Below are 25,000 nucleotides of genomic sequence, written 5' to 3'. Positions count from 1 at the left end.
GATTGAACCTTCAAAACTGAACAAAACGGAAACGTCAAACTTAATTGTGGAAAACGAAGTTTTCCTTAATTTCCTTAGAAAGGAGGTGATCCAGCCGCACCTTCCGATACGGCTACCTTGTTACGACTTCACCCCAATCATCTGTCCCACCTTCGGCGGCTGGCTCCGTAAAGGTTACCTCACCGACTTCGGGTGTTACAAACTCTCGTGGTGTGACGGGCGGTGTGTACAAGGCCCGGGAACGTATTCACCGCGGCATGCTGATCCGCGATTACTAGCGATTCCGGCTTCATGCAGGCGGGTTGCAGCCTGCAATCCGAACTGGGAATGGTTTTCTGGGATTGGCTTAACCTCGCGGTCTCGCAGCCCTTTGTACCATCCATTGTAGCACGTGTGTAGCCCAGGTCATAAGGGGCATGATGATTTGACGTCATCCCCACCTTCCTCCGGTTTGTCACCGGCAGTCACCTTAGAGTGCCCAACTGAATGCTGGCAACTAAGGTCAAGGGTTGCGCTCGTTGCGGGACTTAACCCAACATCTCACGACACGAGCTGACGACAACCATGCACCACCTGTCACTCTGTCCCCCGAAGGGGAAGGCCCTGTCTCCAGGGAGGTCAGAGGATGTCAAGACCTGGTAAGGTTCTTCGCGTTGCTTCGAATTAAACCACATGCTCCACCGCTTGTGCGGGCCCCCGTCAATTCCTTTGAGTTTCAGCCTTGCGGCCGTACTCCCCAGGCGGAGTGCTTAATGCGTTAGCTGCAGCACTAAAGGGCGGAAACCCTCTAACACTTAGCACTCATCGTTTACGGCGTGGACTACCAGGGTATCTAATCCTGTTTGCTCCCCACGCTTTCGCGCCTCAGCGTCAGTTACAGACCAGAGAGCCGCCTTCGCCACTGGTGTTCCTCCACATCTCTACGCATTTCACCGCTACACGTGGAATTCCACTCTCCTCTTCTGCACTCAAGCCTCCCAGTTTCCAATGACCGCTTGCGGTTGAGCCGCAAGATTTCACATCAGACTTAAGAAGCCGCCTGCGCGCGCTTTACGCCCAATAATTCCGGACAACGCTTGCCACCTACGTATTACCGCGGCTGCTGGCACGTAGTTAGCCGTGGCTTTCTGGCCGGGTACCGTCAAGGCGCCGCCCTGTTCGAACGGCACTTGTTCTTCCCCGGCAACAGAGTTTTACGACCCGAAGGCCTTCTTCACTCACGCGGCGTTGCTCCGTCAGACTTTCGTCCATTGCGGAAGATTCCCTACTGCTGCCTCCCGTAGGAGTTTGGGCCGTGTCTCAGTCCCAATGTGGCCGATCACCCTCTCAGGTCGGCTACGCATCGTTGCCTTGGTGAGCCGTTACCCCACCAACTAGCTAATGCGCCGCGGGCCCATCTGTAAGTGACAGCCGAAGCCGTCTTTCCTTTTTCCTCCATGCGGAGGAAAAAACTATCCGGTATTAGCCCCGGTTTCCCGGCGTTATCCCGATCTTACAGGCAGGTTGCCCACGTGTTACTCACCCGTCCGCCGCTAACCTTTTAAAAGCAAGCTTTTAAAAGGTCCGCACGACTTGCATGTATTAGGCACGCCGCCAGCGTTCGTCCTGAGCCAGGATCAAACTCTCAGTAAAGATGTTTGATAAAAGCTCAAAAAGAATTTGACGTTTCGTTTTGTCCAGTTTTCAAGGAACAATCGCTTTGTTTTTCAGCGAATCAATTATTATACCAAAATATCAATTCGCTGTCAACATCTTTTTTTAAACCCGTTTTTTAATCATCTAACGGGCCAGCTCATATATCATATCACTTATTCGTAACTTAAGTCAATATGATAGAGCAAGGTAATGTTTTCCATCTTTTTTTAGATCCCTGCTCCATAATATAATGAAGAAACAGGGATCTATGCTGCGAGTTAAGATGGCGGAACGGCATTGAACTTCCTCAGTTACATACGTACCGGTCATTTTCAGGGAACCGCAGTACTCCTTCGTATGTTTACATTGGAGAAAGCTGTCACAGCTGCCGCTTCTTTTATCCATTCCCTTTTTTCATCCATAATTTTCGGAATGCTTTTTGCCAGTCGCCGGCAAGTGCCTTTACACTTAAAATTTCTTCTATCGCATCAAAATTTGTTCTATCATGGTATCTGATTTTATTGATATGCAGAATGGAAAGCTGTTTTTCCCCTTTTTCAAGCAGGATAAAGCTGTCATTTTTCCGGACAAAGCCTTCCTCAAGCACACGCATATAGAAGCCGGACCAACCGGTTTCAACAATGTCGGCAGGAAAACTGTCCAATCCATGTTTCGCAGCAATTTTATAACAAGGCTCCCGCGGCTGTGATACCTGCACAATCGCTTCCCCCATTTGAAAAACATCACCGATATGGATATCTGCTTCCGAGCATCCCGAGAGCGTAATATTTTCGCCAAATGCCCCCGGCTCAAAAGTTCGGTTAAATTTCTCCCCCCATACTGGAAAATGATCACCAACATACACGCAGACTGCTTTATCCGCTCCGCCATGATGAACAAGGTCCGCCTGCTTGTCCCCTTCAAAATTTTCTTTTGCCAGATATACCGGGCCCTCCTGCGGTATTTTAAAAATGCCGCTCTGCACCACTTTCTGTTTATAGGTAAGCGCCTTTGGTTTGCCTGTATTTACCGAAACAACAACACCGTCCGCCATCACGTTCGCTCCTTCCCCAAATTGCTATCTAAATTTTACCATCCTTTGCGTAAATTTTGAAAAACATTTTAAGAAAATCCCGCGGGTCTCCCGTTCAGCTTTCCGAATTCGCTGTTTTCAATCCTTTTGCAGAAAGGTTTCTAAAATTTTTATCGCTTCATTATTTTATCAGAATGTTTGTTTGTATTTTATCACAAGAACAAAAGTTTTATCAATCAAGATATTGAAAAATTCTCGCAAAAAATTCACCGCCATTCAGCCTGCTTGGCACCAAAAAAGCCAGGCTCCTACACCCGGCTTATCTTGATTCCATTTTTAAACTGTCAAAAGGCGCAGGGGGGTTTACGCCTTCATTATAAAGTGAGTTCCCTTTTCAACAGGGCAGCTGCCGCTTCCGCATCTTCCGCGCCTGCAATGGAAGAAATGACGGAAACGCCGTCTGCCCCTGCTTCTATGACGCTTTTTGCATTGCCCGGCCCTATGCCGCCAATTCCGACAATTGGAATCCGGATGCCATTTTGGCGGATTTCGCGAATGACGGTTGTCCCTTTCGCCGCTTTCGCATCTTCTTTCGATTTCGTCGGAAAAATGGGGCCAACGCCAAGATAATTCGCGCCTCCGTTTGCTGCCTGCCTGGCTTCCTCCAACGTATAGGCCGAGACGCCAATAATCTTATCCCCCAACTTTTCCCGTACGGATGCCAGCGGTTCATCTTCCTGCCCGACATGCACACCGTCAGCATCCAGTTCCAAAGCAAGTGCAATGTCATCATTTACAAGAAAAGGAATCCCGTTTTTTTGGCATACCCACTTCAATTTTTCACCAAGCACTTTCTTTTCTTCGCCTTTTCGTGCACCTTTTCCTTTTTCGCGGTATTGAAAAAGGGTGACGCCGCCTCTGATGGCGTTTTCCAGCACTTGTTCCGGCGGCAGCGTGCAGTTCGGGCTGCCCATAATAAAATACAGTTTCAATGCGTCACGCAAATGTTCGCCTGTCATCGGTTATTCATTCTCCTTTTTTGGTAGGCCCAATGGTTCGTCGGCCCGTGCCCATGTCCAATTTGAATGCCGTCTTCGATCGCCGCGGTAATGAATGCTTTTGCTGTCGACACAGCAGCAAATATATCCGCGCCTTTTGCCAATTCTGCCGTAATCGCCGAAGAAAACGTACAGCCGGTGCCGTGCGTATTTTTAGTTACGTATCTTTTCGCTGTATATTCGTAAAAGTTCGCCCCGTCAAAAAGCAAGTCGCTCGAAACTGGGGAAGACTCATGATGTCCGCCTTTAATGAGACAATACCGGGGACCGCAATCCGCAATGATGCGTGCCGCTTCCTTCATATCATCAGTATTTCGGATGGGCATTCCTGCCAGTTTCTCCGCTTCCGGAAGATTCGGCGTCACAATGAAGGCGAGCGGAAGCAGCTGGCTTTTTAAGGCTTTAACCGCTTCCTTTTGCAAAAGGGTTTCCCCGCCCTTTGCAATGATCACCGGGTCTACAACGAGTTTTTCCCAGTGGTAGGCTTTGATTTTTTCCGCGACCACTTCGATGATGCCGGAATCAAACAACATGCCGGTTTTTAGTGCATCTGTCCCCATATCTTCGGCAATGGACGCCAATTGGCGGGAGACTGCTTCGGGACCAAGCGGAAATACCCCCTGGACCCCGCGTGTATTTTGTGCCGTCACCGCGGTAATCACGGACATGCCGTATACTTCTAATTCCTGAAATGTTTTCAAGTCCGCCTGGATGCCGGCACCGCCCCCGGAATCAGAACCGGCAATCGTGAGTGCTTTTTTCATGATGTTCACCCTTCTTTCTTTTCAAAAGAGGCATATTTTTGGATTTCTTCAGCTCCTATTTCTGCCAGCTGGTCTAAAAACGCCATTTGAAAACTGCCCGGCAAATCCCCGCCTGTTTTTTCTCTTGCGATTTCCGCAGCAGCGCCGTAAATCGCAAGCGCCGAAACAGATGCCTGGACCGGATCTTTCTCAACAGCGAGAAAAGCGCCGCAAACCGCGGACAAAAGGCAGCCTGTCCCGGTGACTTTTGTTAAAAGCGGGTGGCCGTTATGTACGAGATAAAGGTTTGTACCGTTTGACACCGCATCCGTCTTGCCACTTACCACGATCGTAGTATGAAGCGTTTTTGCCGCTTTTAAAGCGAGTTCGCCCGTATCCAGGCCGGTATCTCCTGCATCGACGCCTTTTACTTTGGCATCTATTCCGATCAGATTGGCGATTTCTCCGGCATTTCCCCTGATGGATGTGAAGCGGATTTCTTTCAGCAATTTTTTTGCCGTTTCTGTCCGGTAACGGGTTGAACCGGCAGCTACCGGATCAAGGACGACCGGAACGCCATTTTCATTTGCAGACTTTCCCGCCAAAATCATTGCTTCGACGGCTTTTTCGTTCAAAGTGCCGATATTTAACACGACCGCATTTGCCGCTTTCGCCATATCGGCAACTTCTTCCACCGCATCGGCCATTACCGGAGATGCGCCAAGTGCCAACAGCCCGTTTGCTGTAAAATTAGCCACCACAATATTCGTGATATTATGGATAAGCGGATTGGCTTCCCTGATTTTTTCAAGCAGTTCAATTGGTTTTTCTTTTTCCATTTCCATTCCCTCCTTCAATAAAGTACAATTGTCTCTCATTTACTCGCGTATTCTCCAAATTTCACAGGCATTTGATTTACACCTAATCGTTGTCATACCTCTAAATGGGGATTTTCTTGCAGGGTAAGGTCCATCCGCCTAATCCATTACAAGTCCGCCGTCAACGACGAGATTTTGTCCGGTTACCGCCCTCGCCCATGGCGATGCAAAAAACAACACGGCATCCGCAACGTCTTCCGGTTCTGTCACCTTTTGCAGCGGAGTAGTTTCCTGAATCAATTGAAAAACCGCTTCAGATGTGGCTGCACTTGCATCCGTCGTTTTCAGAAGGCCGCCGGATACCATATTAACGGTAATGCCATATTGCCCCAGATCTTTCGCCATGCTCCGGGTGAAGCCGAGGAGCGCTGCCTTGCTCGTATTGTAATCATGGTAGGCGACAACCGGATTTTGAAACAGGTTTGTGCCAATATTGATCACCCTGCCGAAATGCAGCCGTTTCATTTCCGCAAGGCCGGCCTGTATGGTATTTAATGCGCCGCGAACCGCACCTTCCATCTGCAAGCTGTATTCCTCCCACGAAATTCGGGAAGCATCGTGCCGGGATTCCGGATCAAAGCGGAAATGCACGAGGGCATTATTTACAATTGTCGTGACAGGCCTGGAAAAATAAGCTTCGGCCTGCCGGAACATCTTTCTTACCTGCGCCGGATCCCTTACATCCGCCTTCAGGGCAACCGCTTTTTCTCCTAAAATATTCTGAAGATCCTTTGCCTTCCCCTCACTCTCAAAATAGTTGATGACAACGCCCGCCCCTTCTCTTGCAAAAGCTTTTACAACTGCTTTGCCTAACCCCCTGCTTCCGCCTGTGACGACAACCACCTGCTCATCCAGTTTCATTTGTCCCACCCCTTCCCATGCAAAAAAGCCAGGCCCGAAAAGACCTGACTTCATCAGCAAGAAATTTTTTTACAAATTCCTACTTTCCTACGCCGGTATGATCCGGATCAGGTCCAAAGGGTTGAAAAACGCCGGTTTTTCTCTCAGCCCGCCAAATCCGGGCACCCCTAGTAGTTTGAAAGATTTACTTTTTTCAATTATAGCTTTTCTATTATGCTTTGTAAAGCTTAATGAAAATCACCGGCAGGGGTTATATTATGTGAATTTAGCTTTGTAATCTTTCTCCATCTTCATCTCTTAATACCCAATGGGCAATTGGTCCATGTCCATGCCCAATTCCCGGGCTCTCAGAGATTGCTCTTGTCAATAATTTTTTAGCTGTTTTTACGCTGTCTTCTAAGGGATGGCCCTTCGCCAACTCAGCTGTAATCAATGAAGACAATGTACAACCAGTTCCATGAGTGTGAACGGTATCAATGCGTTTGGATTCGAGCCATATTGTCTGCTCCCTCGTCACCAGACAATCACGAACAGTTTCTGATGTAACCAGATCATGTCCGCCCTTTAACAGCACAGCACCTGCCCCTCTTTTGAGAATCAGTCGTGCTGCGTGCTCCCGGTCCTGATCAGTACGTATCGTCATTTCTGACAGAACTTCCGCCTCCGGTGTATTCGGTGTAATGACATCAGCAACCGGAACCAATTTCTTTTTAATCGTCGCAATTGCTTCAGGAGCAACGAGATGTGTCCCACCTTTTGCAATCATGACCGGATCCACAACCAGCGGCCTCCATTTAAATCGTTTAATTCCGTCAACAACAGCTTCTATGCGTTCTGCATCAAACAGCATACCCGTTTTTAAAGCTGCAATTGAAAAGTCGTCCGCAATGGATTCCATTTGACGGACAATGCTGTCAACCGGCATTGGAAAAATTCCCTGAACTCCTTTTGTATTTTGCGCTGTCACGGCAACGATTACAGACATGCCGTAGACACCCCTCTCTTCAAAAGTTTTCAGGTCGGCCTGAATACCTGCACCGCCACCGCTGTCAGTTCCTGCAATTGTTAATACCTGTGGTCTCATCTAATATACACCTCTTCTAAAATGATCATAGTATTATTTTTTTCTGCATTTGACAGATTGGATCCCATCCATTTGTTATAATGTTTTTGAAAATAACTTATCAGCCTGCTGCATGATTCTTGTATATGCCACTGCTTCTAACCTTTGAAAATTGATCCCTATGAAGAAGTCTCATAAGGAAATAATAAAGGACTGCCGTAATAATCAGACTAATAAATGACGAACCAATTGGCCAAGCTTGAAAATAGCTGACTTCATAGAGAGCAAAACCAACCACAAAAGCGACGAAAGCTACCAGATTAACACCGCCCCGGTACCAGTACGATCCTTCTGGTTTAGTCAAGTCTGCTAGCTTCAGGTGTTTACGGATTAAAAAATAATCAACCAATACGATGCTTTCAATGGGAATAAAGACAGCACCAAGGATTAATAAAAAGCTTTGATATTTATCAATTGGAAACACCAGCGAAATCAGTGTGCCTGACACTCCTGCAATGAATACAAGACGCCTCTCCGAAAACTTTGGAAATAAATTGCTTGCAGAAACACCTGCTGAAAAAACATCTAGAAAAGCTGTCGTTACAGTGGAAAAAAAAATAATAAGCAGACCTGGGATACCCAAGCCCAGTGCACCCATGATTGGAATTGGGCTTGCATTCCAAAGGCCAGTAGCAATGGTACAAAGCAAGCCAACAAAGTACATCCAGATGCTGGATAGCGCATAACCCCAATATGTAGCGTGTGCGGCCCCGTTAATATTCCTTGCATACCGGGAATAGTCTGCAACCAAAGGAACCCAGGAAAGGCACATGCCGATCACATAATCTAATCCGAGAGAGAAAGTAAGATGACCTTTAGGTTTCTTGTCCATTAAGTCTGCAACATTTACTGTTGACAAAACAGCATAGGTCATGATGATGGATAAAATCAATGTTGCACCAACTGTAAATATCTGAAACCATTTTAAATGATTGTGTTTCAAAAGCGCGTTAACCGTTGTGATCAAACCAATCAAGATAATCCAAAAATCTCGGTTCCCAAGAATTCCTGCAAATTTTAAAGATACACAGGCTTCAGCTGCCATCAGAATCATCACAGCTGTCCAGCCAATTAACTGCAGCGCATTGCACAAGCTCGGAAAAAAAGAACCTCTAATCCCAAATGAAGCACGGGTAGCAATCATACCTGATACTCCCTCTCTTGTTCCAATGCGGGACATGAAATACATAGGAACTGACCCGACAAGCATGCCAACGATAATCGTCAGTAATCCATTCGTCAAACCAAGACCTGCCAGTGTATTTCCTGAAAAAATAGCAGCCAGTCCTAATCCTGCTCCGATCCATAACAGTGCAATCTGCAACGAAGCAATTTGCTGTTCCTTTTTTGGCACTACTTCTAATGAGTATGGGACTTTTAATTTCTCATTCGATTCCATTTGAAAACGACCTTTCACATTTTTTGATAACGAAATATATTGTTAAAACAATTGGTTTGGTAATTACATTTTTACGACCAAAAGAATGACGGTATATCTTTTCTGGACGGTCTTGTTTAGGTCTTGCTGAATTTTGGTTTTTTATCCGAAATTTTGCATCAATGGTTACCAACAATAGAAGGATTTGTAATAATAAGTTGTTTTTGCTTTCTTCTATCCGTTAAATTCTTGCCAAGTCTGGATCCCTTGTCTATTCTGCAAGCCCTATTTATTATTGTTCTAAGTATTTTGGAATTACTTGTTTAGCTGAATCAAGCCATTCACGTACATCCGGTCCGGTTTTAAATAACCTGTTATGAGGATTAGAAGCAATCTTCAGTAATTTTTGATATACAGGATATTCAGCTCCAAGGGACTGGTAGACAGAATATCTCGCTGGCAAAAGATATTGCGGAGATTGACTCTTGTCGCTAGGTTTGCTTGCTTGAATCATAGTGTCGCTAGAAGCTATTATATTTGCCAGATCAAGTGCTAATTTCTTTTTTTTAGCGTTATTTTTTAAATGAGAATTCACACCAACAACATCTCCATAAAAGAGAGGAATATCTCGGCTACTTGAAAGTGATACGGGTTTAAAATTGATTTGATTAACATAGTTTGGCATGGCACTCATGGCTTCCGAATAACCAATAAATGCACGACCATTCCCGTTTTCAAACCATTTTGCCCTTATATAAGCATCGTCGTTATCAGGCCAAAAGTTAGCTTGTTCATTTCCCGCCATTGCTTGTAACATCTTTAAACTGGTTACAGCATTAGAATTTATCTTATTCAAATCAGGCAAAACATCATAATCTGTGTATTTGTGATTCAAATCAATTAATGCTTCTAAGTACATGCATGCTTTTGTTGTTCCACCTGACATATCTATAAGCAAACCCTCTTTATATGGTGGGATTATATCAGCAGTTTGCCTTTGACCAATTATGTTATAAAGTTGTGGTATGTTTTTGACATTTTTTAAAGACTTATCACTTTTTCTCGTATATAGTAAATTTGTACATAGAATTTGAGGTATTGCATAAATCTTATTATGGTATGTTGTTCCGTCCAAAGCAAACTTCAAAATATCCCTTTTGTTTCTAATTTGACTTGACGGGATTGAAAGCAAATAATTTTGTTGAATAAAATAGGACATATAAATTGCATCAAACACAAAAACATCTAAATTTTTTGGAGGATCCGAGTCATAACTATCCCAATTAACAAAGTTTAATTGCACATTTGGATGACTCTGTGACCATTTTTCCAAAACAGCTTTCTCAAATCGTTGAATATCTGGAACATAACCATATAAAGCCACATTTAATGTTGTTTTTTTTGGACGTATACTAGCATGGCTACTAACTCCCAGTAAGTTAAACGCTAGGATTACAACGATAAAAAATGATAGAATTCTAAAGTAATTACCTTTTCTTTTCACGACTTTCTAACCCCCGTTCATAAGCGTTTTATTTTAGTCCACTATTAATTTCATCTAATGCTTTCCTTATATAATTTAAATGTTTTTTAAAGCTTCCTAATATAAATCATATACATCATAAGCTATTCTGGCTTTACAGAATCAACGATCATAAAGGGAGAGTAAGTTTTTTCATTTCCCCAAGAATTGAAATTGTATCTTTTTTCATATCTCTTAAGTTCCTCCCTTGACAAATTTGACAAAACAGGTTCAGAAAATCTAATTTTTTTGAAACCCGTAGTACTAAGTAATTCATGATAAAATTCTTTTGACCAATAAAAATCATTCAAGATTAAATCAGAGCAATTCGGAATGTGCAGAATTTGTTGCTTAGGATCTCCATTTTTATATTTTTTCCCTTTTTCACCATTCTTAAATGTCGTAAACTGCACACCTAAAATTTCTGGATTTGAATCAAGGATAGCGAACAAACCACTAGGCCTCAACACTCTATATATTTCGTGGACCATCCTATAGATTCTATCAGCATTTGCGTTATTAATAATTACAAAACACATTATCGCGCAATCTATCGATTGCGATGGTAAGAAGTCCAAGCTATCATTTTTAATTAATTTATAATCTATTTGTGCATTTTTGTGTTGATCATTTGCTATCTTAAGCATCTTTTCGGACTCATCAACCGCAATAATATGATACTTGTCGTTTATCTGAGACAATCTTTCCGCAACTTTGCCTGGACCACATCCAAAATCTATAATGTTAACTATGTTTGAAACTGAACCAATACGTTTGAATATAAAATTGTATCCCAAGATTTCTTCAAGCATGTCATTGTAGGAGTTAAATTTTTTTGAAACATCATCTGTCTTCCAAGAAGTTCCAGTTATCATTTTTATTTCCTCCTCTTAAATTTAATTATTGTTTGTTAAATGAATCAGAACATGATTTGCAACCATTTTCCAGTGCAAAAGTTTCCCATTTATTTATTTTAAATCCAACAAAACGGTTCTAGTTATAACATGAAGGTTATTTAAAAAGCTATTATTTTTGATCATTCAAGAATTCCTAAATAGTCGGTGCCATTTACATTTTATTAAATACCTATAAATTGTAGGAAGGGTATCATATAGTTCTTTATTGATTTGATCTTGATAGTATATTTCCTGGTACAATGCAAATAAAGTTATCACTTGTTTCCAATAAATATCAATTTTTATATCACTAATATCACGAACAGTTAATCTAATTTTCTTAGTCCTTAATCTTTCTTCATAATCACAAACAACTTTAAGATCGGCCCAATTGTTTTTACATGGCATCTTCGGAAAATGCTGTACTGATTCAGGAACAGTTTTATCGTCACCCTGCAAAACCCGTTCAACTAAGTCATTATCAGGCTGATACACATGAATGCTTGATACATTGTGGTAATATTCGCCCATTTGAATACCTAATTGAGTTGTCAAAAATTCTTGAATAAATGTGAAAGAAAATACGTCACTTACAATTCCTCTGTACGCATCGTTCGCTCGCATGAATGTAGACATGTAAAGTTTGTTGCTCCTAATAAAAAAATGAAATCCTATAGTGCACGACACATCTATATTTGTTAAATCTAGAATCTCATTGGCATCAAAAATTTGAATCCATGCTCGCTTGCTATCTCTGTCTTCTTTAAATATATTGATGATTCTATTCCATTGATTAATGTTCTCTTTACCATAAGAAAATATTTTTGGTCCATATGCTGTGCCTTTAAGCACTCTTCCATCTTCAGAGTATCTTTTCATGTTTTTTGCGTAATATTCAATAAAAGATAGTTTATTACTCCCTGATAAATACCAAAGCGCTTCTGCAAAATTAAATATAATATTTGTCTTTCTCGAAGAAAGATAGCAAATTCTGTTAATGGGATCTCCAATTGTAAAATGATAATTCAATATTTCTCTACTTTCATGTCCTCTTGGTGCGTTATAAAATTGAGGTGTGTTATAGACTTCTTTAAGTGTATTCAAATATGCGTCATGAAAATTATTGTAGATCAATTTTTTCACTTCCCTTATAAAATACTTATTAGACTATCAAGATAATCTTCTTCATTTTGATAAACAATGTATTGAACATTACTAACCACGCTTAACCCTCTAATTAAGTAGGCATAATTTTCTTCAGACTCTAATAGTAAAAGGATAATTTTTTTATTAAACGCCGAAGCCCACCCGATTTCGATATGAGTGCCGGGTGAAGCAGGAATTCCAGGAAATGCAATAAAAATATCACATTTTTTGATCTCCTCATAATCAACTTTTGTGCATTCATTTGGGCCCATGAATTTGTTCCCCCACTCTTCCCTTTTATGAGCATTGTGCACTGAATATCCTTTTTCCTCTAATACAGAAATTAGTTTCTCTATTTGCCTTTTTATATTATCCTCTAATAATGATGTCTGAGGATCCATCACTTTTTTAAATGGTGCTGCCAGAAAGATTTTTTGTTTCATATTGAACTACCCCTCCTGTTCTTTTCGTTTAAATCTTATCGGATAAATGCACCTGCATAGCCTGCTAAAGCGTCCCCAAGCCACAGCGGAACCATTTTTAATAAATTTGCAGGAAGCTGATCTTTCTGAAAAAACTGGAGTGCTAAAGATTCGGAAGAATTGTTTTGCAGCTTTCCTCCTGCAATTTCCGCCAAAAAACAAGTGGTGATAAAATGGACACACTTTCCATCGGGATACTTGAAAACTTGAAATTCAGGGTCGGAATAAACACCAATTATTTGTTTTATCCGAATTGTTAAGTTTGTCTCTTCTTGCATCTCTCTGATTGCTGCTTGTGAAACAGTTTCCCCGGGTTCAACATGGCCGGTTGGAAGACCCCATTTTCCAACATCTACCCGCTTTTGAAGTAATACTCTTTCCTGTTGATCAAAAAGAACAACGGCTACACCCGGATAAATTTGGTCGATTACATTCAATGCCTCATTCCTCCTTTAAAATAAAAAAAGAGGGGAAAGAATCAGCGCATAAGAAATACACTGAACCTTTCCCCTCGGATCTTTTATATCAATAGGTGCCTCTTGTCTTATTACAAGAGATGAAGCCCTCGGTCGCAGACCTTCTGAATGAAGCGGAACCCTAGCTCCAGTTTTCCAGTTCAATATTATTCTATATTAAGTTAGTCACAATGTCAAGAGATTAGCCGCATTTTTAACTCAATTTTGATTCTTATCAGCATTATAACACCGGCCATCCCGGGAGATGAAGAGGTACGGCGATAAACTGCGCTTTTTTAAGCCAAAATGCACAAACTACAATCTTTTTAAAAAACATAACTGACTTTATCATAATCCATTTTTTCTTCATAAAACCGGTGGGCGTCTTTTCTTTGCAGGTCGGATGACAGGGATACAATGCCGTATCCGTTTTCGCTAGCCTGTTTTTCCACATACGCCAAAAGCCTGGCGCCGTATCCTTTTGATCGGTGCACTTCATCTGTCACCAGGTCGTATACCCAAATGAACCGCCCGTTGTACAAAGTAATCATCGGCATATACCCGGTTACCGCCACAATGTTTCCGCCATCTATTACAGCGGCCATCTTGTAATCCGATTTTTCTGCCGCCGCCTCCACCAGCTGGAGATCGTTTTCTTCGTCCAAATGTTTCCGCAGCTGTTTCATCACCGGAAACGCCGCTTTCCACTCTTCCCGGGTTGTAAGTTCTTTTATTTTCACCTGTATACCCCTTCTTTGTCTAAATGGTAATGCATAATGATCAATTCGCCCTTTTTCCCCATCATCCTGTCCCCTTCATCCACAAACCCGGCTTGTCTGTATAAATTTTGGGCAGCAAGATTTTCCGCATTCACCCCAAGGACCATTTGCTCTATTTCCGGAAAATGGGTACAGACAAAATGGGGCAGCTGTTTTAAACATTGCCTGGCGTATCCTTTTCCCTGCTGGTGGAAATCGGTTGAAAAAGTCCGCAGCAATATGGCATGCGGATGATTTGTATAGAGCCTGGCGCCATTTTTTTCATGAAGCACAAAAAAGTTTGTGATCATGTTATGGCGGACTGCAACAACAGGGTGCCGTTCCGGATCCTCTTTTGCAAGGGCAATGGCTTCATTTGGATGCCCCGTAAAACGGAGCTGATCATCCGTTATCGTATAGTTGTCCAATTGTTGCTTTAAATCATCATTGTAAAAGACCAGTTCCAATTCCATTACCCCTTACATGTCGTTTCTTCCAAATCGAGTGATAACCGTACCATATCCCGGCAGTGAATCCCGTTTTCATAAATCGCTTCATCATAATGCCTGACGAAAAAGTCTCTGTCCACCCCGGAGATCCGAAAACCGCATTTTTGATACAAGGCCAGCTGGCTGATGCTGGAATTACCGGTACCCACTTCGATCGATTTAAATCCTTTTCTTCCTGCCCTCTGGATGGCATCCAGCACAAGCCGTTTTCCAAATCCTTTTCCGTGATGTTCTTTTGAAACCGCCACATTCGCCAATTCCACGATTCCCGGCCTTGCCGCTAGCAGGATGTAAACCCCGATCACTTTTCCTTCGATTTCCGCCACATAGCATTCCCCGCGTTTGGCATAGGCCATCACCATTTCGCGTGACGGGTCGGCAAGCAGCAGTAAATCCATCGGCAGTTTTTCCTTGTTTCCCAGTTGTCGGATGTTTAACGCGTTTTTTGCTTCCAAAACTGCCAGCTCCCCCCATATTTTGTTAAATTCTAACATATCTCTCTTTATCCGTCTATCATCCTAGGAACATTTCATCAATTCTGCCTTTTATGAAGAAAGCCAAACAATAGTTCCCCTTTTTATGATAAAATAATGGCAGACAGTACTTTTCTGGAATATAGGGGGGCGGAGATTTGGAAACGCTGTTTTTTAAAACTTTTGTTTGGCTTTGTTTTGCCGGTCTCGTGATATACACTTACCTGTATGGAAAAAATGAAGAAAAGATGGATGCAAAAGTTTTTCTGATCCGGAAAATCTGGTATTTGGTTTATTTATTTGGCGCGCTGGTTTACTGGACGATCCATCCGGCGAGCATTTTCACGGATTTTAAAAACTATGCCATCACCGCGCTTATTTTTGCAGCAATCGACGGTTTTATTTTTTTAAATATGTATTTCCGTAAAGCCGGAAAATATGAATTGGAGAGATTTACGAAAACCGTTTCTGCAAACGAGTCTTTGCTTCAGGACAATCTGTCAATGGCTAAAAATATGCTCGACATCTTGAATAACGAGGGCATCGTAGGGTATTATGGTAGTAAAGAAGGATATCTGTTAGGTTTAAAAGAAGTACTGTCATCTTATGCGGAAAAAGCGGATATGAGCGTTAATATTTTGCCGTTTACAACACCGTTAGAGAAAGATCAGGCATTGTATCGTTACAAAAATCCCGGTTCCGTCCGCGCAAAATTGGACAGGCTGGAGACGGTGTATCATGTCGATGGAAACGATGCGCTCCATCCGATTTATCTTTTTCATGACGAATTGTATCTATTAAAAATATCCGGTTCCAGAGCCATTACAGAAATGGATTGTATCCTGTTTGTCATCATGGCCCATGTTTATGATTTTGCGGCTCCGCCGGACGACATGGATTGAAAAACAAGGCGGTGACAAAAATGAAAAAAAGCAGTGCACTCCTGGCACAGAGAAATGAAACCGGAAATATTCGGGGAACTTTCAGAAGAAAATCAAGAGTCCGTGTTCCTTCAGTGGGCATCAGCCCGACGACTTTAAAAATCATGGAAGAAAACGAACAGATCCTGAAAAAGTACGGCAAAAAATCTTCTCAAGGGCAATAACAAACTGGTTATTGCCCTTCATACTTTTTAACAACTCTACATACACTATTGCAGATAATCAGCAGAGGTGATCATGTGAAAAAGTTCCATAAAGAAACAAGCGTTTACTCTCCGCCCCCTTCTCCTTCCCCAATGGAAAAAAACAGAAAAAAACAGACAGTGGAACTCCTCAGCTTTATTGATAAGCTGAAAAATAAGCGGGCAACATGAAATCAGATTAGCACCCGCAGATTTTTTGTTCTTGCAAATGGGATATGTAACATACCTCTCTTACGGCATTGAGCGGACAGTAAGGGTAATGAGAACCGTCAAAACCGCTAAACCGCAAAGCAGGACAGCGGAACCGAGTGCAAGCCGGCTGAAGACCATCACCATTTTTTCTCCGGAACTCAACTTTTTTAAGATCATATATAACAGCAATCCTGACAAAAAGGCTATTCCCCAGCCCACCATACCGGGAATCGTTGCAAGTTTTTGCCATTTGGCAAGCCATATATACAAAATAGTAGCATCAGCAGCCAGTAAAAATACAGTCAGCACCAATAAGCATTTTTTTAACATCCAGTTGCCCCCTCATCTCCAGCGCTTTTTTATGTCAACTTGGCGATGTACTCCCCATTCGGCTCAAAACAACCGCAGGACGCCATCTTTTCGCGTTTTTCATCATCTTTCTTAATGCGTTGTGATCATGATGACACCCATCACAATACAGAATGCTGAAAGGTACATCAACCAGGTTGACAGGATGGGGACACCCGATAATACATCGAATATTTCAATCAGCACAAATACCTTTTGGGTTTTCGGGGAAAATTTCCGGTAGGCTTTCCATTCTTTTTTAAACTGCAAAATGCCAAACGGAAGAAGAATCACACCGATAACCACAAAAATCACGCCAGCCATTTTCAAAAAAATCATCCCCTGTCTGCAAGCGATACATCTAATATTAACTATTGTGGGCACACATGCAAAATTCCTTCTTGTAAATTGAATATTTTCATTTGTAGCAAAATGATAATCTCCAATATGGCAAAGCAGAGAAGCCGGACATTGATAACCGGATCAAAAGCAGGCAAACCGGTGTTAAGGCTTTTTTCAGTAATACGAAAATAACAATCCCACCAGCGCCACGGTTAAAACCAGGGCATTTATTTTCCTCGGGTATTACAACCATTTTATCACGCGGGATCTGCTCTTGGAAACGAATTCATGTGCCGGGCAGCAACCGCAATCCGGAAAAATAAAATTTTACAATCCTCATTTCCTTTTGATGTATGATATATTTTATTTAAACCCATATTATTTTTACTTTTCAGCAAAATAGAGAAGGAGAATCCGTAATGAAGCCAGCAGACAATTGGAATGCCGAATTGTATGATACCAAACACAAATTTGTATCGGAATACGGAAACAGCCTGATCGGGCTGCTCTCTCCGCAACCCAGCGAAAACATTCTCGACCTCGGCTGCGGAACCGGCGATTTATCTTATAAAATCGGGGAAAGCGGCGCACATATTGTTGGCATCGATCAGTCGGAAAATATGATCCGGCAGGCTTCAAGCAAATATCCAGACATCGCTTTTGATGTACAGAATGCGGCAAAACTGCCCTATACGAACCAATTTGATGCTGTTTTTTCAAATGCTGTCCTCCATTGGATCAAGGAACCGGGCGCCGCATTGGAAGGTGTGTTCCGGAGCCTGAAACAAGGCGGCCGATTTGTCGCAGAATTTGGCGGCAAAGGTAATGTAGAATTGATCACGTCTTCGCTCATCCAGCAAATCACAGAAACCGGGTTCGAGTTCTCTCCGGAACAGTTTCCCTGGTACTATCCCAGCATTGGCGAGTATACCGCTTTGATGGAAAAAGCCGGATTTTATGTTACGTTCGCTATGCATTTTGACCGGCCGACACCGTTGGAGGGAGAAGACGGCCTGAAAAACTGGATCCGAATGTTTTGTACGCAGTTGCTGGAAGGCATCCCGGAACAGGAAACAGAAATGATCATTGCGAATACAGAAAAACAACTGAAAGGCAGTTTGTGGAAAAACGGGCACTGGATCGCAGACTATAAACGCATCCGGGTGATTGGAATCAAACCATCTGCACTTACATGGGGAGGAAAGATGAGCAAGTACCATGAATCGCAAAAGCCGGAAGATCAATAACAGATGGTCGAAAATAGAGACAAAATTATTCTCGCCTATTGAGGATTACGTCAAAATACAAAGCGGCGGATTATGGTACAAAAAAACTTTCAATTAGGCGGCGCGCCCAAAGGGATTACTGGGTGGGTATCCGGCTTGGCTTTATCATCATCCCTGCAATAATTTCTATTATCAACGCCATTTTTCAAAATGAAGAAGGAACCGGATCAGAAATGGATCCGGTTGGGTTTGTCCAAAATGCCAGACGTTTATTTTGTTTAATCCAAAAGGTTTCCAAATAACCCCTGCTGGCAGATTGCAGTCTCCGGTTGATCTCTTCCTTCCCCTTTTCTCACGCCCGGCCTCTGGCCATGAGAAATCAGGGCATTTTTCCGCCGGAAGTGGGACTGCTTGATCTTTGGCAACAATATTTTAAACCTTTATCTGATTTTTATAAAATGCTAAAATAATAGAAAAGGGACAAAGTAATTTTAGAAATTCAGCCCCGATGATCCATTGAACACTTCCCCAATACGGCTGTCCTTCCTGTAAGTCAAGATGATCACCAGGCACCCCCTTCGATTTTTTAAAACAGTTGAGAGGAGTTTGAAAGATGACAACGTATAAATTAGGTGTATTATATGGCGACGGGATCGGGCCTGAGATTGTAAGCGCTACTGTTAAAGTGTTGAAAGCTGCAGCTTCAAAAGCAGCAAACGGAACCGAATTTGTTTTCATAGAGCTTCCAATGGGCTGGGAAGGAATTAAAAAATACAATGATCCTATGCCGGACGTGACAAAACAAGGGCTGAAAGAAACCGATGGCTGGTTGATGGGGCCGCATGATTCCTCCGCATATCCGGATGAACACCGTTTATTCAAAAGAAATCCAAGCGGCGAGTTACGGCATTGCTTTGATTTATTTGCCAATATTCGCCCAAGTCGGACTTTTCCCGGGACAAAAAGTGTCGCCGGGTTTAGCGACCTGATAATTTTACGCGAAAACTCCGAAGGCTTTTTATCCGATCGGAATATGTACATCGGTACCGGAGAGTGTATGGTTACACCGGATGTAGCACTTGTAACCGGCGTTTTTACCAGAAAATCAATTGAAAGAATTGCCCATGAAGCATTTAAGCTGGCTATGTCCCGGAGAAAGAAGGTCACGATTGTCCACAAAGCCAATGTCATTAGATTGGCATTCGGGTTATTCCGCGATATTTGCTATGAAACCGGCAAAAAATATTATCCTGAAGTCAAAGTGGAAGATGTCCTTATTGATGCAATGGCAGCACGCCTCGTGCGCAGGGCCGGTGACTTTGATGTCATTGTGACAGAAAACTTATTCGGTGATATCTTGTCGGACCTGGCCGGTGAATTGGCGGGAAGCTTGGGATTATCCCCTTCCTTAAACACAAACGGGAAACAGGCAATGGCCCAGGCGGCACACGGTTCAGCACCGGACATTGCCGGACAGGATCTTGCAAATCCAACAAGCATGCTGCTGTCAGCTGTCATGCTGTTGCAATGGTTAAGTGCACATCACCGCGATCCCCGCCTGAATGAAATTGCGAAAAAAATGGAAGATGCATGTTTGGGTACCATTGCAGATGGGACCGTTACCCATGATTTGGGGGGCTCTGCTTCCACAACAGCTTTTACAGATGCTGTGATCAAAAAAATTTACCAGCTCTCATGATTTGTGCGAATTGCCTAAAGACTGTTGAACGGGCATTTTTACAGCTTTCCGAGATCCCGCGGACGGCGGATGATTCCGCAATTTCCCGCCGCCTTGAATGGCACAAATCGCTCCTGTGCCCCATCTCTTATGTTTATAACATGGAAATGTTGCATATTATTAAACAATATAAAGGATTTCCTGTCTTTCTGGAAGAATAGAATACGATGAAGATATGCATGGGAGCTGGTCAAATGAGCAAAGGGATAAAAACCTTGTTAAAATCATTCATATTTGCCATTCTGCTTGTTGCGGTCATCAGGGGATTTTTCATTGCCCCTTATATGGTTGAAGGGGAATCAATGGAGCCGACACTTCATAACCACGATAAAATTCTCGTTTATAAAGTCCATTCTGCTGCCGATTACCAAAGAGGCGATATCATCATCATCAAGGGAGAAACGGAAAACTATGTAAAGCGGATTATCGGCCTTCCCGGAGATACCATTCTAGTCAAAAATGACCATCTCTACATTAATGGGAAGTTGCACAAAGAGCCTTACCTTGCAAAAAACCTGAAAGCAGCACGTAAAAAAGGCAGCAAGTTGACGAATAACTTCGGGCCTCTCACCGTACCAAGAAATAAATATTTCGTAATGGGCGATAACCGGTTGTACAGCGAAGACAGCAGAAACGGGCTCGGCCTTATTCCGAAGAAAGAACTCGTGGGAAAAACCGAAGCGGTATTTTACCCGCTCTCGCAAATTCGGGAAGTCCATTAACTTTCCTTGCGGGCAGCAGAGAGCTTAGGATATCTATTCATAAAAAGCAGGGGGGAACTTCCTTGAAACACGCTTTAGTCGTCGGCGGAACCGGCATGCTATGCAATGTATCTCTGTGGCTCGCCGGACAGGCTGACCATGTTTCCATTATTGCGCGCAATCCCGAAAAAATGGATGCATGCATTTCCCGGGCCGCTGACCGGAGCCGGATTACCCCTGTTTTAACGGATTACGCTGATTCGAGTGCACTGCGTGAACATTTAGATAAACTGATTGGGCAGCACGGACCGGTTGACCTTGCAGTAGCCTGGATCCATTCTTATGCAGATCAAGCACTTGTAACGATTTCAAATGTTTTTTCACAGAACAGCCGCCAATGGGAACTGTATCACGTCCTCGGAAGCACCCGGAATCCGGATGAACTTTTGAACGAGCTTGCCGGTTTGGAAAATTGCAATTACCATCAAATCCAGCTTGGATTTATTCTCGAAAATCATCAGTCAAGATGGCTGACAAATGAAGAAATTTCGGACGGCGTCATCGAAGCCATCCAGTCAGGCAAAAAAAGGCATATTGTCGGGCAACTGGAACCGTGGGACAAACGCCCGTAAGGTGGTCCGAGAAATTGCGAAAGGGAAAGGGGGACAAACCTGTTATGGCTTTGGCACACTTCACAGCTATTTACGCTATGATTCGTCTTCAGTCCGGGTTTGTCCTGCTTATTTCGGCTTACAATGCAGACAATAATAGGAGGATCATTTGATATGGTCATATTTTTAGTTAACATAATAAAATTATAGATAACAACTATTCCTTCAATCTTAGCAGATCCTGCTGATATTTTTTCACATTTCCTTCACTTTGCGGGTTATGTTAAGAAAGACCAGCATTTTTCTGCGCTTCCTTAACGTAGACGCCTTTTACGTTAAGAAACATCAATTTTTTCGCTCCCTTCCTTAACATAGACGCACTCTACGTTAAGAAACATCGTTTTTTCCACGCGTTTCCTTAACGTAGACACCTTCTACGTTAAGAAACATCGTCTTTTGCGCCTGCTTTCTTAACGTAGACGCACTCTATTTTAAGGAACATCGTCTTTTTTCCGCGCTTCTTTCACGTAGACGCCTTCTACGTTAAGAAATACCGACTTTTGCCCCAGCTTCCTTCACCTAGACGCACTCTACGTTAAGAAACATCGTTTTTTCCACGCGCTTCCTTAACGGAGACGCACTCTACATTAAGAAACATCATCTTTTGCGCCTGCTTCCTTCACGTAGATTTCCACGCCACCTAAAACACGGCAAGAAAACCTGTCATGAAAATGATTCACCCTCTCGTGTGCCTTGATGCCTTGTTTCATTGCCGGCGAAAAATTATAGAGTTTCAGGCATTTTGCCCATGATTTCTTCAGCTTCTTTTATGACATGGCCTATCAATGCTTTTGCCGTTTGATGTTTTGCGAGTCGCGGGCTTTGGCCGGCCCAAAGTGACATAAACTCACGGTTGTTCTGCTTTCCGGCAGCCTTTCTGATATCCTGTGTGAGCGTATTTTGCACGGGATAATCCGGAAAAAGCGCTTCATGCGGCTTCATTTCCGAGATGAATGCATTTTTTACGCCTCTTGCCCATTTTCCGGAAAATGACCGGGTGAGGACAAGCTCATCTTCTTTCGCATGGAGAACGGCTTCCTTATGGGACTGAGGTGCGCCGCTTTCCGCACAGGCCAGGAAGGCAGTTCCCATTTGCACGCCTTTTGCCCCTAAGCAAAGCGCTGCTGCAAGCCCCCTGCCATCCATAATACCGCCTGCCGCAATGACGGGAATCCGGACATTGTCGGCAACCTGGGGAATTAGTGACATCAGGCCAATCATACTTTCCTCATGTTCTTTCAAAAAATTCCCGCGATGGCCTCCCGCTTCACTGCCTTGTGCAACCACCATATCCATTCCGGCTTGCTCCACTTCGATCGCTTCATCAACGGTTGTTGCCGTTCCAATGAGGAGGATCCCGTTTTGTTTCAGCTTTTCGATCACTTCCCTGGAAGGTATTCCAAAAGTGAATGAACAAACAGGCACTTTCTCTTCGATGGCCACTTGCACCTGTGCCAAAAATTGATCTTGTACGCTATGTAAATCAGGAACTTCTATTTCCGCTTTTGCCTCTATTTTTAACTGTTTGCGGACCCGATTTAAAATGCCATTTGCGGCTGTTACTTTTTCATCTACTTCAAACTCGCCGGGAACAAAAAGATTGATGCCAAAAGGTTTTCCGGTTAACTGTTTGATTTCCCGGATTTGTTCTTTTGTTTGAGCAGCGGTTAAGTACCCCGCCCCGATCATGCCCAGCCCGCCGGCGTTTGAGACCGCAGCCACCAATGCCGGTTTGGTGATGCCCCCTGCCATCGGAGCCTGAATCATCGGGTACCGTATTTTCAGCCGTTCGGTCAAAACGTTTTTCAACATCCAAATTCCTCCCTCAAAACCATTCTACCTTTTTTCTGATCATAGCGCTTACAGTCCTGCTTGTAAAATGCTTGTTACTGATCTTCGCGTTCCGTTTTTCTGATAGCAGCATGCCATGTGCCGCCGTTTTCCGGACAGCTCACGATTTTTTTCCACCATCGGCCTTAAAAATAACGCGGATAGCATAAAAGGCAGGACGGATGCGAGCAACAGCACAAGCCCTATTGCACCCAGCCCCATTCCGCCCCATCCTCCTTTGAAAAAGCTGCTGAACAAGAGCACAATGCTGCATACCGCACTGAATACCGGAATGACATATACCGGAAGCTCTACAATATGCCTAAAAATATAGCAAACAAGCAAAATGACGAGTGTTCAACTCACGACATCCATCACAAAAGTGGCCATATGCCTCCCCATTCGCCTTTATCCCATTATAACAGGATTCTGATTTATTTTAAACATTTTAAAAATAGTGAAAACCCTCTCCTGTTGCCCGTCCAAATGAATGCAGCGCTTTTCAAAATATGGGCAGAAAAACTCTTTCCATATCAATATGTTGTATTTTTTTCGTTTATCTGTTATAATTCTATAAATGTAAAGCCCGAGTTCCGCAAAAAATCCCTGCGCACGACGGATAACATGAAACTGCCCGCTGCAATATTTTTCTACTCACTGCATCTTCAACTTCTGAAAAACTTTCCGAAAGAAGCATATGTTTTAAAAAAAGAACAATGGGTAAACAAAGAAGAGGTGATAGCATATGAGAACCAGAATTTTCAACTTCATTATTGACGGACGATTGATTACGGTAAAAGGAAAGTCCGTGAAAGAAGCGAAGCGCCATGCACAACAAATCGCGCGAAGCATGAAAATGGAAGAAAACATGGGCAACCAGTCAGCCATCTGATTGGCTGCCTTTTCCATTTTCAGGATAAACAGACATCTTCCCAACAGCGGAAAAGAAATGTGTGGTTTTTTATAATATTATTATGTAAACCAATTCCCGTTTTTAGAGCGTGGCTGTCCCGTTCTTTTGAAAAATGGCGTGTATCCCACACGCCATTTTTTTAATGCCGGTTTGTCGGCAGCTTTTCACTTGGGTTTCCGTTCCCCTGCCGTTTTTTGTTTTGTTCCTGTTTCTTTTGCTGTTCATTCAGCTTCTGCACAAATCCATGCGTATTGTCCATGTCGTGCCTCCTTTCCGCCCGTCATTGTTACTTTAACCAAGACCCGGTCAGGCATGCATGCATTTTGGATTTCCGGACGGGAGATTCGCTTTCATCATTGTGCAATTTACAGCCATATTCCACCCCCTGCCAATTTCTCATTTCACCATTTCGCACGTTTTTTTACTTGCTCTTCCATTCTAAAAATTCCAGCCTGTTTCCGAATGGATCTGTTGCGTAAATGCGCGCTGCCCCTGGTAGTTTACCGTCTTCTGTCCACTTCATTTGATAGTGGGTAAACCTTTCTTTCAAGCTTTCGAGATTTCTGACTTCAAATGCAGGATGCGCTTTTTTGGCGGGTGAAAAAGGCTCTTCAATGCCGATGTGGATTTGTATTTTTCCGTTTTGAAACCAGCAGCCGCCGCGTTTTTTCAATTCTGCTGGTTTTTCAATTTCCGTAAATCCGAGGATTTCTGCGTAAAACTTTTTTGCTGTCTGCTCACTGCCACGTGGAGCAGCAAGCTGAACATGGTCGATTGCGATAAAATTAAATGCCAATCTCATCCCTCCTTACATTCATCTTACATTCATTCTTTTGTCATTTAAATAATGGCTTTGACAACTCATTTGATAAGATTTGCTTATGGCTTCTTTACACCCCCGGCATGCCTATTTCATGGACTTGCGCAGAAAAAAGCACACGGGGG

Annotated in this window: 28 protein-coding genes, 1 rRNA gene and 1 riboswitch; of the genes, 7 read left to right on the top strand and 22 right to left on the bottom strand. The window is 43.1% G+C overall.

Going from position 1 to position 25,000, the window contains the following annotated elements; genetic code table 11:
- Positions 1-78 precede the first annotated feature (78 nt).
- The 16 genes from NSS95_RS07285 to NSS95_RS07210 all read right to left on the bottom strand — a co-directional run bounded on the left by NSS95_RS07285 (position 79) and on the right by NSS95_RS07210 (position 14,971).
- A 16S ribosomal RNA gene (locus NSS95_RS07285) occupies positions 79-1,632 on the bottom strand.
- A 400-nt stretch (positions 1,633-2,032) separates the two neighbouring features.
- Positions 2,033-2,689 (bottom strand): MOSC domain-containing protein, encoded by a 657-nt coding sequence (locus NSS95_RS07280; RefSeq protein ID WP_017551862.1) that lies wholly within the window; start codon positions 2,687-2,689, stop codon positions 2,033-2,035.
- Positions 2,690-3,042: 353 nt separating this feature from the next.
- Positions 3,043-3,687, bottom strand: coding sequence for a thiamine phosphate synthase (gene thiE, locus NSS95_RS07275; protein ID WP_035184916.1), 645 nt, complete (start codon positions 3,685-3,687; stop codon positions 3,043-3,045).
- Entirely contained in the window at positions 3,684-4,490 is an 807-nt protein-coding gene (gene thiD, locus NSS95_RS07270) for a bifunctional hydroxymethylpyrimidine kinase/phosphomethylpyrimidine kinase (protein ID WP_017551863.1), read from the bottom strand. Before thiD (NSS95_RS07270) ends, thiE begins: the two co-directional genes overlap by 4 nt.
- Before the next feature lie 5 nt (positions 4,491-4,495).
- Complete coding sequence (gene thiM, locus NSS95_RS07265; protein ID WP_013859337.1) at positions 4,496-5,308, bottom strand: hydroxyethylthiazole kinase; 813 nt, start codon at positions 5,306-5,308, stop codon at positions 4,496-4,498.
- A 138-nt stretch (positions 5,309-5,446) separates the two neighbouring features.
- Positions 5,447-6,208, bottom strand: a complete 762-nt coding sequence (locus NSS95_RS07260; RefSeq protein ID WP_014098324.1) for a 3-oxoacyl-ACP reductase — start codon at positions 6,206-6,208, stop codon at positions 5,447-5,449.
- A gap of 67 nt (positions 6,209-6,275) precedes the next feature.
- Positions 6,276-6,387, bottom strand: a riboswitch (TPP riboswitch).
- 86 nt (positions 6,388-6,473) lie between these two features.
- The gene (gene thiD / locus NSS95_RS07255) at positions 6,474-7,292 is read right to left on the bottom strand and encodes a bifunctional hydroxymethylpyrimidine kinase/phosphomethylpyrimidine kinase (RefSeq protein WP_013859335.1); all 819 of its coding nucleotides are present in this window, start codon (positions 7,290-7,292) and stop codon (positions 6,474-6,476) included.
- 100 nt (positions 7,293-7,392) lie between these two features.
- Positions 7,393-8,730, bottom strand: coding sequence for a putative hydroxymethylpyrimidine transporter CytX (cytX, locus tag NSS95_RS07250; RefSeq protein WP_013859334.1), 1,338 nt, complete (start codon positions 8,728-8,730; stop codon positions 7,393-7,395).
- Between the two features lie 271 nt (positions 8,731-9,001).
- On the bottom strand, positions 9,002-10,213 hold the full coding sequence (gene bcmE / locus NSS95_RS07245; RefSeq protein ID WP_017551865.1) for a thiamine pyridinylase: 1,212 nt from the start codon (positions 10,211-10,213) through the stop codon (positions 9,002-9,004).
- Positions 10,214-10,335: 122 nt separating this feature from the next.
- Positions 10,336-11,106 (bottom strand): class I SAM-dependent methyltransferase, encoded by a 771-nt coding sequence (locus NSS95_RS07240; protein ID WP_017551866.1) that lies wholly within the window; start codon positions 11,104-11,106, stop codon positions 10,336-10,338.
- A gap of 165 nt (positions 11,107-11,271) precedes the next feature.
- Positions 11,272-12,261, bottom strand: coding sequence for a thymidylate synthase (locus NSS95_RS07235; protein WP_046722008.1), 990 nt, complete (start codon positions 12,259-12,261; stop codon positions 11,272-11,274).
- 14 nt (positions 12,262-12,275) lie between these two features.
- Positions 12,276-12,716 carry a nucleoside 2-deoxyribosyltransferase gene (locus NSS95_RS07230; RefSeq protein ID WP_017550095.1) on the bottom strand — a complete coding sequence of 147 codons (441 nt, stop codon included), beginning with the start codon at positions 12,714-12,716 and terminating at the stop codon, positions 12,276-12,278.
- 35 nt (positions 12,717-12,751) lie between these two features.
- On the bottom strand, positions 12,752-13,192 hold the full coding sequence (locus tag NSS95_RS07225; RefSeq protein ID WP_017550096.1) for an NUDIX domain-containing protein: 441 nt from the start codon (positions 13,190-13,192) through the stop codon (positions 12,752-12,754).
- Between the two features lie 344 nt (positions 13,193-13,536).
- A complete protein-coding gene (locus tag NSS95_RS07220) occupies positions 13,537-13,950 on the bottom strand; it encodes a GNAT family N-acetyltransferase (protein WP_168986011.1) in 414 nt (137 codons plus the stop codon).
- Positions 13,947-14,441 carry a GNAT family N-acetyltransferase gene (locus NSS95_RS07215; protein ID WP_017551304.1) on the bottom strand — a complete coding sequence of 165 codons (495 nt, stop codon included), beginning with the start codon at positions 14,439-14,441 and terminating at the stop codon, positions 13,947-13,949. Before NSS95_RS07215 ends, NSS95_RS07220 begins: the two co-directional genes overlap by 4 nt.
- Positions 14,441-14,971, bottom strand: coding sequence for a GNAT family N-acetyltransferase (locus NSS95_RS07210; RefSeq protein ID WP_017551305.1), 531 nt, complete (start codon positions 14,969-14,971; stop codon positions 14,441-14,443). Before NSS95_RS07210 ends, NSS95_RS07215 begins: the two co-directional genes overlap by 1 nt.
- Before the next feature lie 137 nt (positions 14,972-15,108).
- Here NSS95_RS07210 and NSS95_RS07205 point away from each other — a divergent pair, with 137 nt between their 5' ends.
- Both NSS95_RS07205 and NSS95_RS07200 read left to right on the top strand, forming a co-directional pair.
- Positions 15,109-15,852 (top strand): type II toxin-antitoxin system SpoIISA family toxin, encoded by a 744-nt coding sequence (locus tag NSS95_RS07205; protein ID WP_017551306.1) that lies wholly within the window; start codon positions 15,109-15,111, stop codon positions 15,850-15,852.
- Between the two features lie 20 nt (positions 15,853-15,872).
- Positions 15,873-16,055 (top strand): hypothetical protein, encoded by a 183-nt coding sequence (locus NSS95_RS07200; RefSeq protein ID WP_014098332.1) that lies wholly within the window; start codon positions 15,873-15,875, stop codon positions 16,053-16,055.
- Positions 16,056-16,325: 270 nt separating this feature from the next.
- Here the strand turns inward: NSS95_RS07200 and NSS95_RS07195 are convergent, their stop codons facing one another.
- Together NSS95_RS07195 and NSS95_RS07190 are read right to left on the bottom strand one after the other, a co-directional pair.
- Positions 16,326-16,616 (bottom strand): hypothetical protein, encoded by a 291-nt coding sequence (locus NSS95_RS07195; RefSeq protein ID WP_014098333.1) that lies wholly within the window; start codon positions 16,614-16,616, stop codon positions 16,326-16,328.
- A 111-nt stretch (positions 16,617-16,727) separates the two neighbouring features.
- Positions 16,728-16,958, bottom strand: a complete 231-nt coding sequence (locus NSS95_RS07190; protein WP_035184928.1) for a hypothetical protein — start codon at positions 16,956-16,958, stop codon at positions 16,728-16,730.
- 437 nt (positions 16,959-17,395) lie between these two features.
- Between NSS95_RS07190 and NSS95_RS07185 the strand changes: the two genes are divergently transcribed.
- The 4 genes from NSS95_RS07185 (at position 17,396) to NSS95_RS07170 (ending at position 21,273) form a co-directional block, all read left to right on the top strand.
- A complete protein-coding gene (locus tag NSS95_RS07185; protein ID WP_014098335.1) occupies positions 17,396-18,223 on the top strand; it encodes a class I SAM-dependent methyltransferase in 828 nt (275 codons plus the stop codon).
- A 592-nt stretch (positions 18,224-18,815) separates the two neighbouring features.
- A complete protein-coding gene (locus NSS95_RS07180; RefSeq protein ID WP_014098336.1) occupies positions 18,816-19,901 on the top strand; it encodes an isocitrate/isopropylmalate dehydrogenase family protein in 1,086 nt (361 codons plus the stop codon).
- Positions 19,902-20,134: 233 nt separating this feature from the next.
- Entirely contained in the window at positions 20,135-20,662 is a 528-nt protein-coding gene (lepB, locus tag NSS95_RS07175) for a signal peptidase I (protein WP_014098338.1), read from the top strand.
- Positions 20,663-20,724: 62 nt separating this feature from the next.
- Positions 20,725-21,273 carry a short-chain dehydrogenase gene (locus tag NSS95_RS07170; RefSeq protein ID WP_014098339.1) on the top strand — a complete coding sequence of 183 codons (549 nt, stop codon included), beginning with the start codon at positions 20,725-20,727 and terminating at the stop codon, positions 21,271-21,273.
- A gap of 762 nt (positions 21,274-22,035) precedes the next feature.
- On the opposite strand, the gene NSS95_RS07165 is transcribed toward NSS95_RS07170, so the two are convergent.
- Both NSS95_RS07165 and NSS95_RS07160 read right to left on the bottom strand, forming a co-directional pair.
- Positions 22,036-23,124, bottom strand: coding sequence for an NAD(P)H-dependent flavin oxidoreductase (locus NSS95_RS07165; RefSeq protein WP_014098340.1), 1,089 nt, complete (start codon positions 23,122-23,124; stop codon positions 22,036-22,038).
- Between the two features lie 48 nt (positions 23,125-23,172).
- Complete coding sequence (locus tag NSS95_RS07160) at positions 23,173-23,487, bottom strand: YesK family protein (protein WP_205422006.1); 315 nt, start codon at positions 23,485-23,487, stop codon at positions 23,173-23,175.
- A gap of 400 nt (positions 23,488-23,887) precedes the next feature.
- Between NSS95_RS07160 and NSS95_RS07155 the strand changes: the two genes are divergently transcribed.
- Complete coding sequence (locus tag NSS95_RS07155; RefSeq protein WP_014098343.1) at positions 23,888-24,034, top strand: hypothetical protein; 147 nt, start codon at positions 23,888-23,890, stop codon at positions 24,032-24,034.
- 160 nt (positions 24,035-24,194) lie between these two features.
- Here the strand turns inward: NSS95_RS07155 and NSS95_RS07150 are convergent, their stop codons facing one another.
- The gene (locus NSS95_RS07150; RefSeq protein WP_014098344.1) at positions 24,195-24,314 is read right to left on the bottom strand and encodes a DUF4023 family protein; all 120 of its coding nucleotides are present in this window, start codon (positions 24,312-24,314) and stop codon (positions 24,195-24,197) included.
- A 162-nt stretch (positions 24,315-24,476) separates the two neighbouring features.
- A complete protein-coding gene (locus NSS95_RS07145; protein WP_014098345.1) occupies positions 24,477-24,851 on the bottom strand; it encodes a VOC family protein in 375 nt (124 codons plus the stop codon).
- Between the last annotated feature and the right edge of the window lie 149 nt (positions 24,852-25,000).

This window comes from Weizmannia sp. FSL K6-3076, from assembly GCF_038007245.1.
Lineage (GTDB): Bacteria > Bacillota > Bacilli > Bacillales > Bacillaceae_C > Weizmannia > Weizmannia faecalis.
The sequence above is the reverse complement of the archived record's forward strand: the minus strand, read 5'-3'. Positions and strand labels throughout refer to the sequence as shown.

Bases quoted from the DNA above. Each gene is read 5' to 3' on its own strand.
- NSS95_RS07280 (WP_017551862.1), bottom strand. From the start codon at position 2,689: ATGGCGGACGGTGTTGTTGTTTCGGTAAATACAGGCAAACCAAAGGCG.
- thiE (WP_035184916.1), bottom strand. From the start codon at position 3,687: ATGACAGGCGAACATTTGCGTGACGCATTGAAACTGTATTTTATTATG.
- thiD (WP_017551863.1), bottom strand. From the start codon at position 4,490: ATGAAAAAAGCACTCACGATTGCCGGTTCTGATTCCGGGGGCGGTGCC.
- thiM (WP_013859337.1), bottom strand. From the start codon at position 5,308: ATGGAAAAAGAAAAACCAATTGAACTGCTTGAAAAAATCAGGGAAGCC.
- NSS95_RS07260 (WP_014098324.1), bottom strand. From the start codon at position 6,208: ATGAAACTGGATGAGCAGGTGGTTGTCGTCACAGGCGGAAGCAGGGGG.
- thiD (WP_013859335.1), bottom strand. From the start codon at position 7,292: ATGAGACCACAGGTATTAACAATTGCAGGAACTGACAGCGGTGGCGGT.
- cytX (WP_013859334.1), bottom strand. From the start codon at position 8,730: ATGGAATCGAATGAGAAATTAAAAGTCCCATACTCATTAGAAGTAGTG.
- NSS95_RS07240 (WP_017551866.1), bottom strand. From the start codon at position 11,106: ATGATAACTGGAACTTCTTGGAAGACAGATGATGTTTCAAAAAAATTT.
- NSS95_RS07230 (WP_017550095.1), bottom strand. From the start codon at position 12,716: ATGAAACAAAAAATCTTTCTGGCAGCACCATTTAAAAAAGTGATGGAT.
- NSS95_RS07215 (WP_017551304.1), bottom strand. From the start codon at position 14,441: ATGGAATTGGAACTGGTCTTTTACAATGATGATTTAAAGCAACAATTG.
- NSS95_RS07210 (WP_017551305.1), bottom strand. From the start codon at position 14,971: ATGTTAGAATTTAACAAAATATGGGGGGAGCTGGCAGTTTTGGAAGCA.
- NSS95_RS07200 (WP_014098332.1), top strand. From the start codon at position 15,873: ATGAAAAAAAGCAGTGCACTCCTGGCACAGAGAAATGAAACCGGAAAT.
- NSS95_RS07195 (WP_014098333.1), bottom strand. From the start codon at position 16,616: ATGTTAAAAAAATGCTTATTGGTGCTGACTGTATTTTTACTGGCTGCT.
- NSS95_RS07190 (WP_035184928.1), bottom strand. From the start codon at position 16,958: ATGGCTGGCGTGATTTTTGTGGTTATCGGTGTGATTCTTCTTCCGTTT.
- NSS95_RS07185 (WP_014098335.1), top strand. From the start codon at position 17,396: ATGAAGCCAGCAGACAATTGGAATGCCGAATTGTATGATACCAAACAC.
- NSS95_RS07180 (WP_014098336.1), top strand. From the start codon at position 18,816: ATGACAACGTATAAATTAGGTGTATTATATGGCGACGGGATCGGGCCT.
- lepB (WP_014098338.1), top strand. From the start codon at position 20,135: ATGAGCAAAGGGATAAAAACCTTGTTAAAATCATTCATATTTGCCATT.
- NSS95_RS07165 (WP_014098340.1), bottom strand. From the start codon at position 23,124: ATGTTGAAAAACGTTTTGACCGAACGGCTGAAAATACGGTACCCGATG.
- NSS95_RS07155 (WP_014098343.1), top strand. From the start codon at position 23,888: ATGAGAACCAGAATTTTCAACTTCATTATTGACGGACGATTGATTACG.
- NSS95_RS07150 (WP_014098344.1), bottom strand. From the start codon at position 24,314: ATGGACAATACGCATGGATTTGTGCAGAAGCTGAATGAACAGCAAAAG.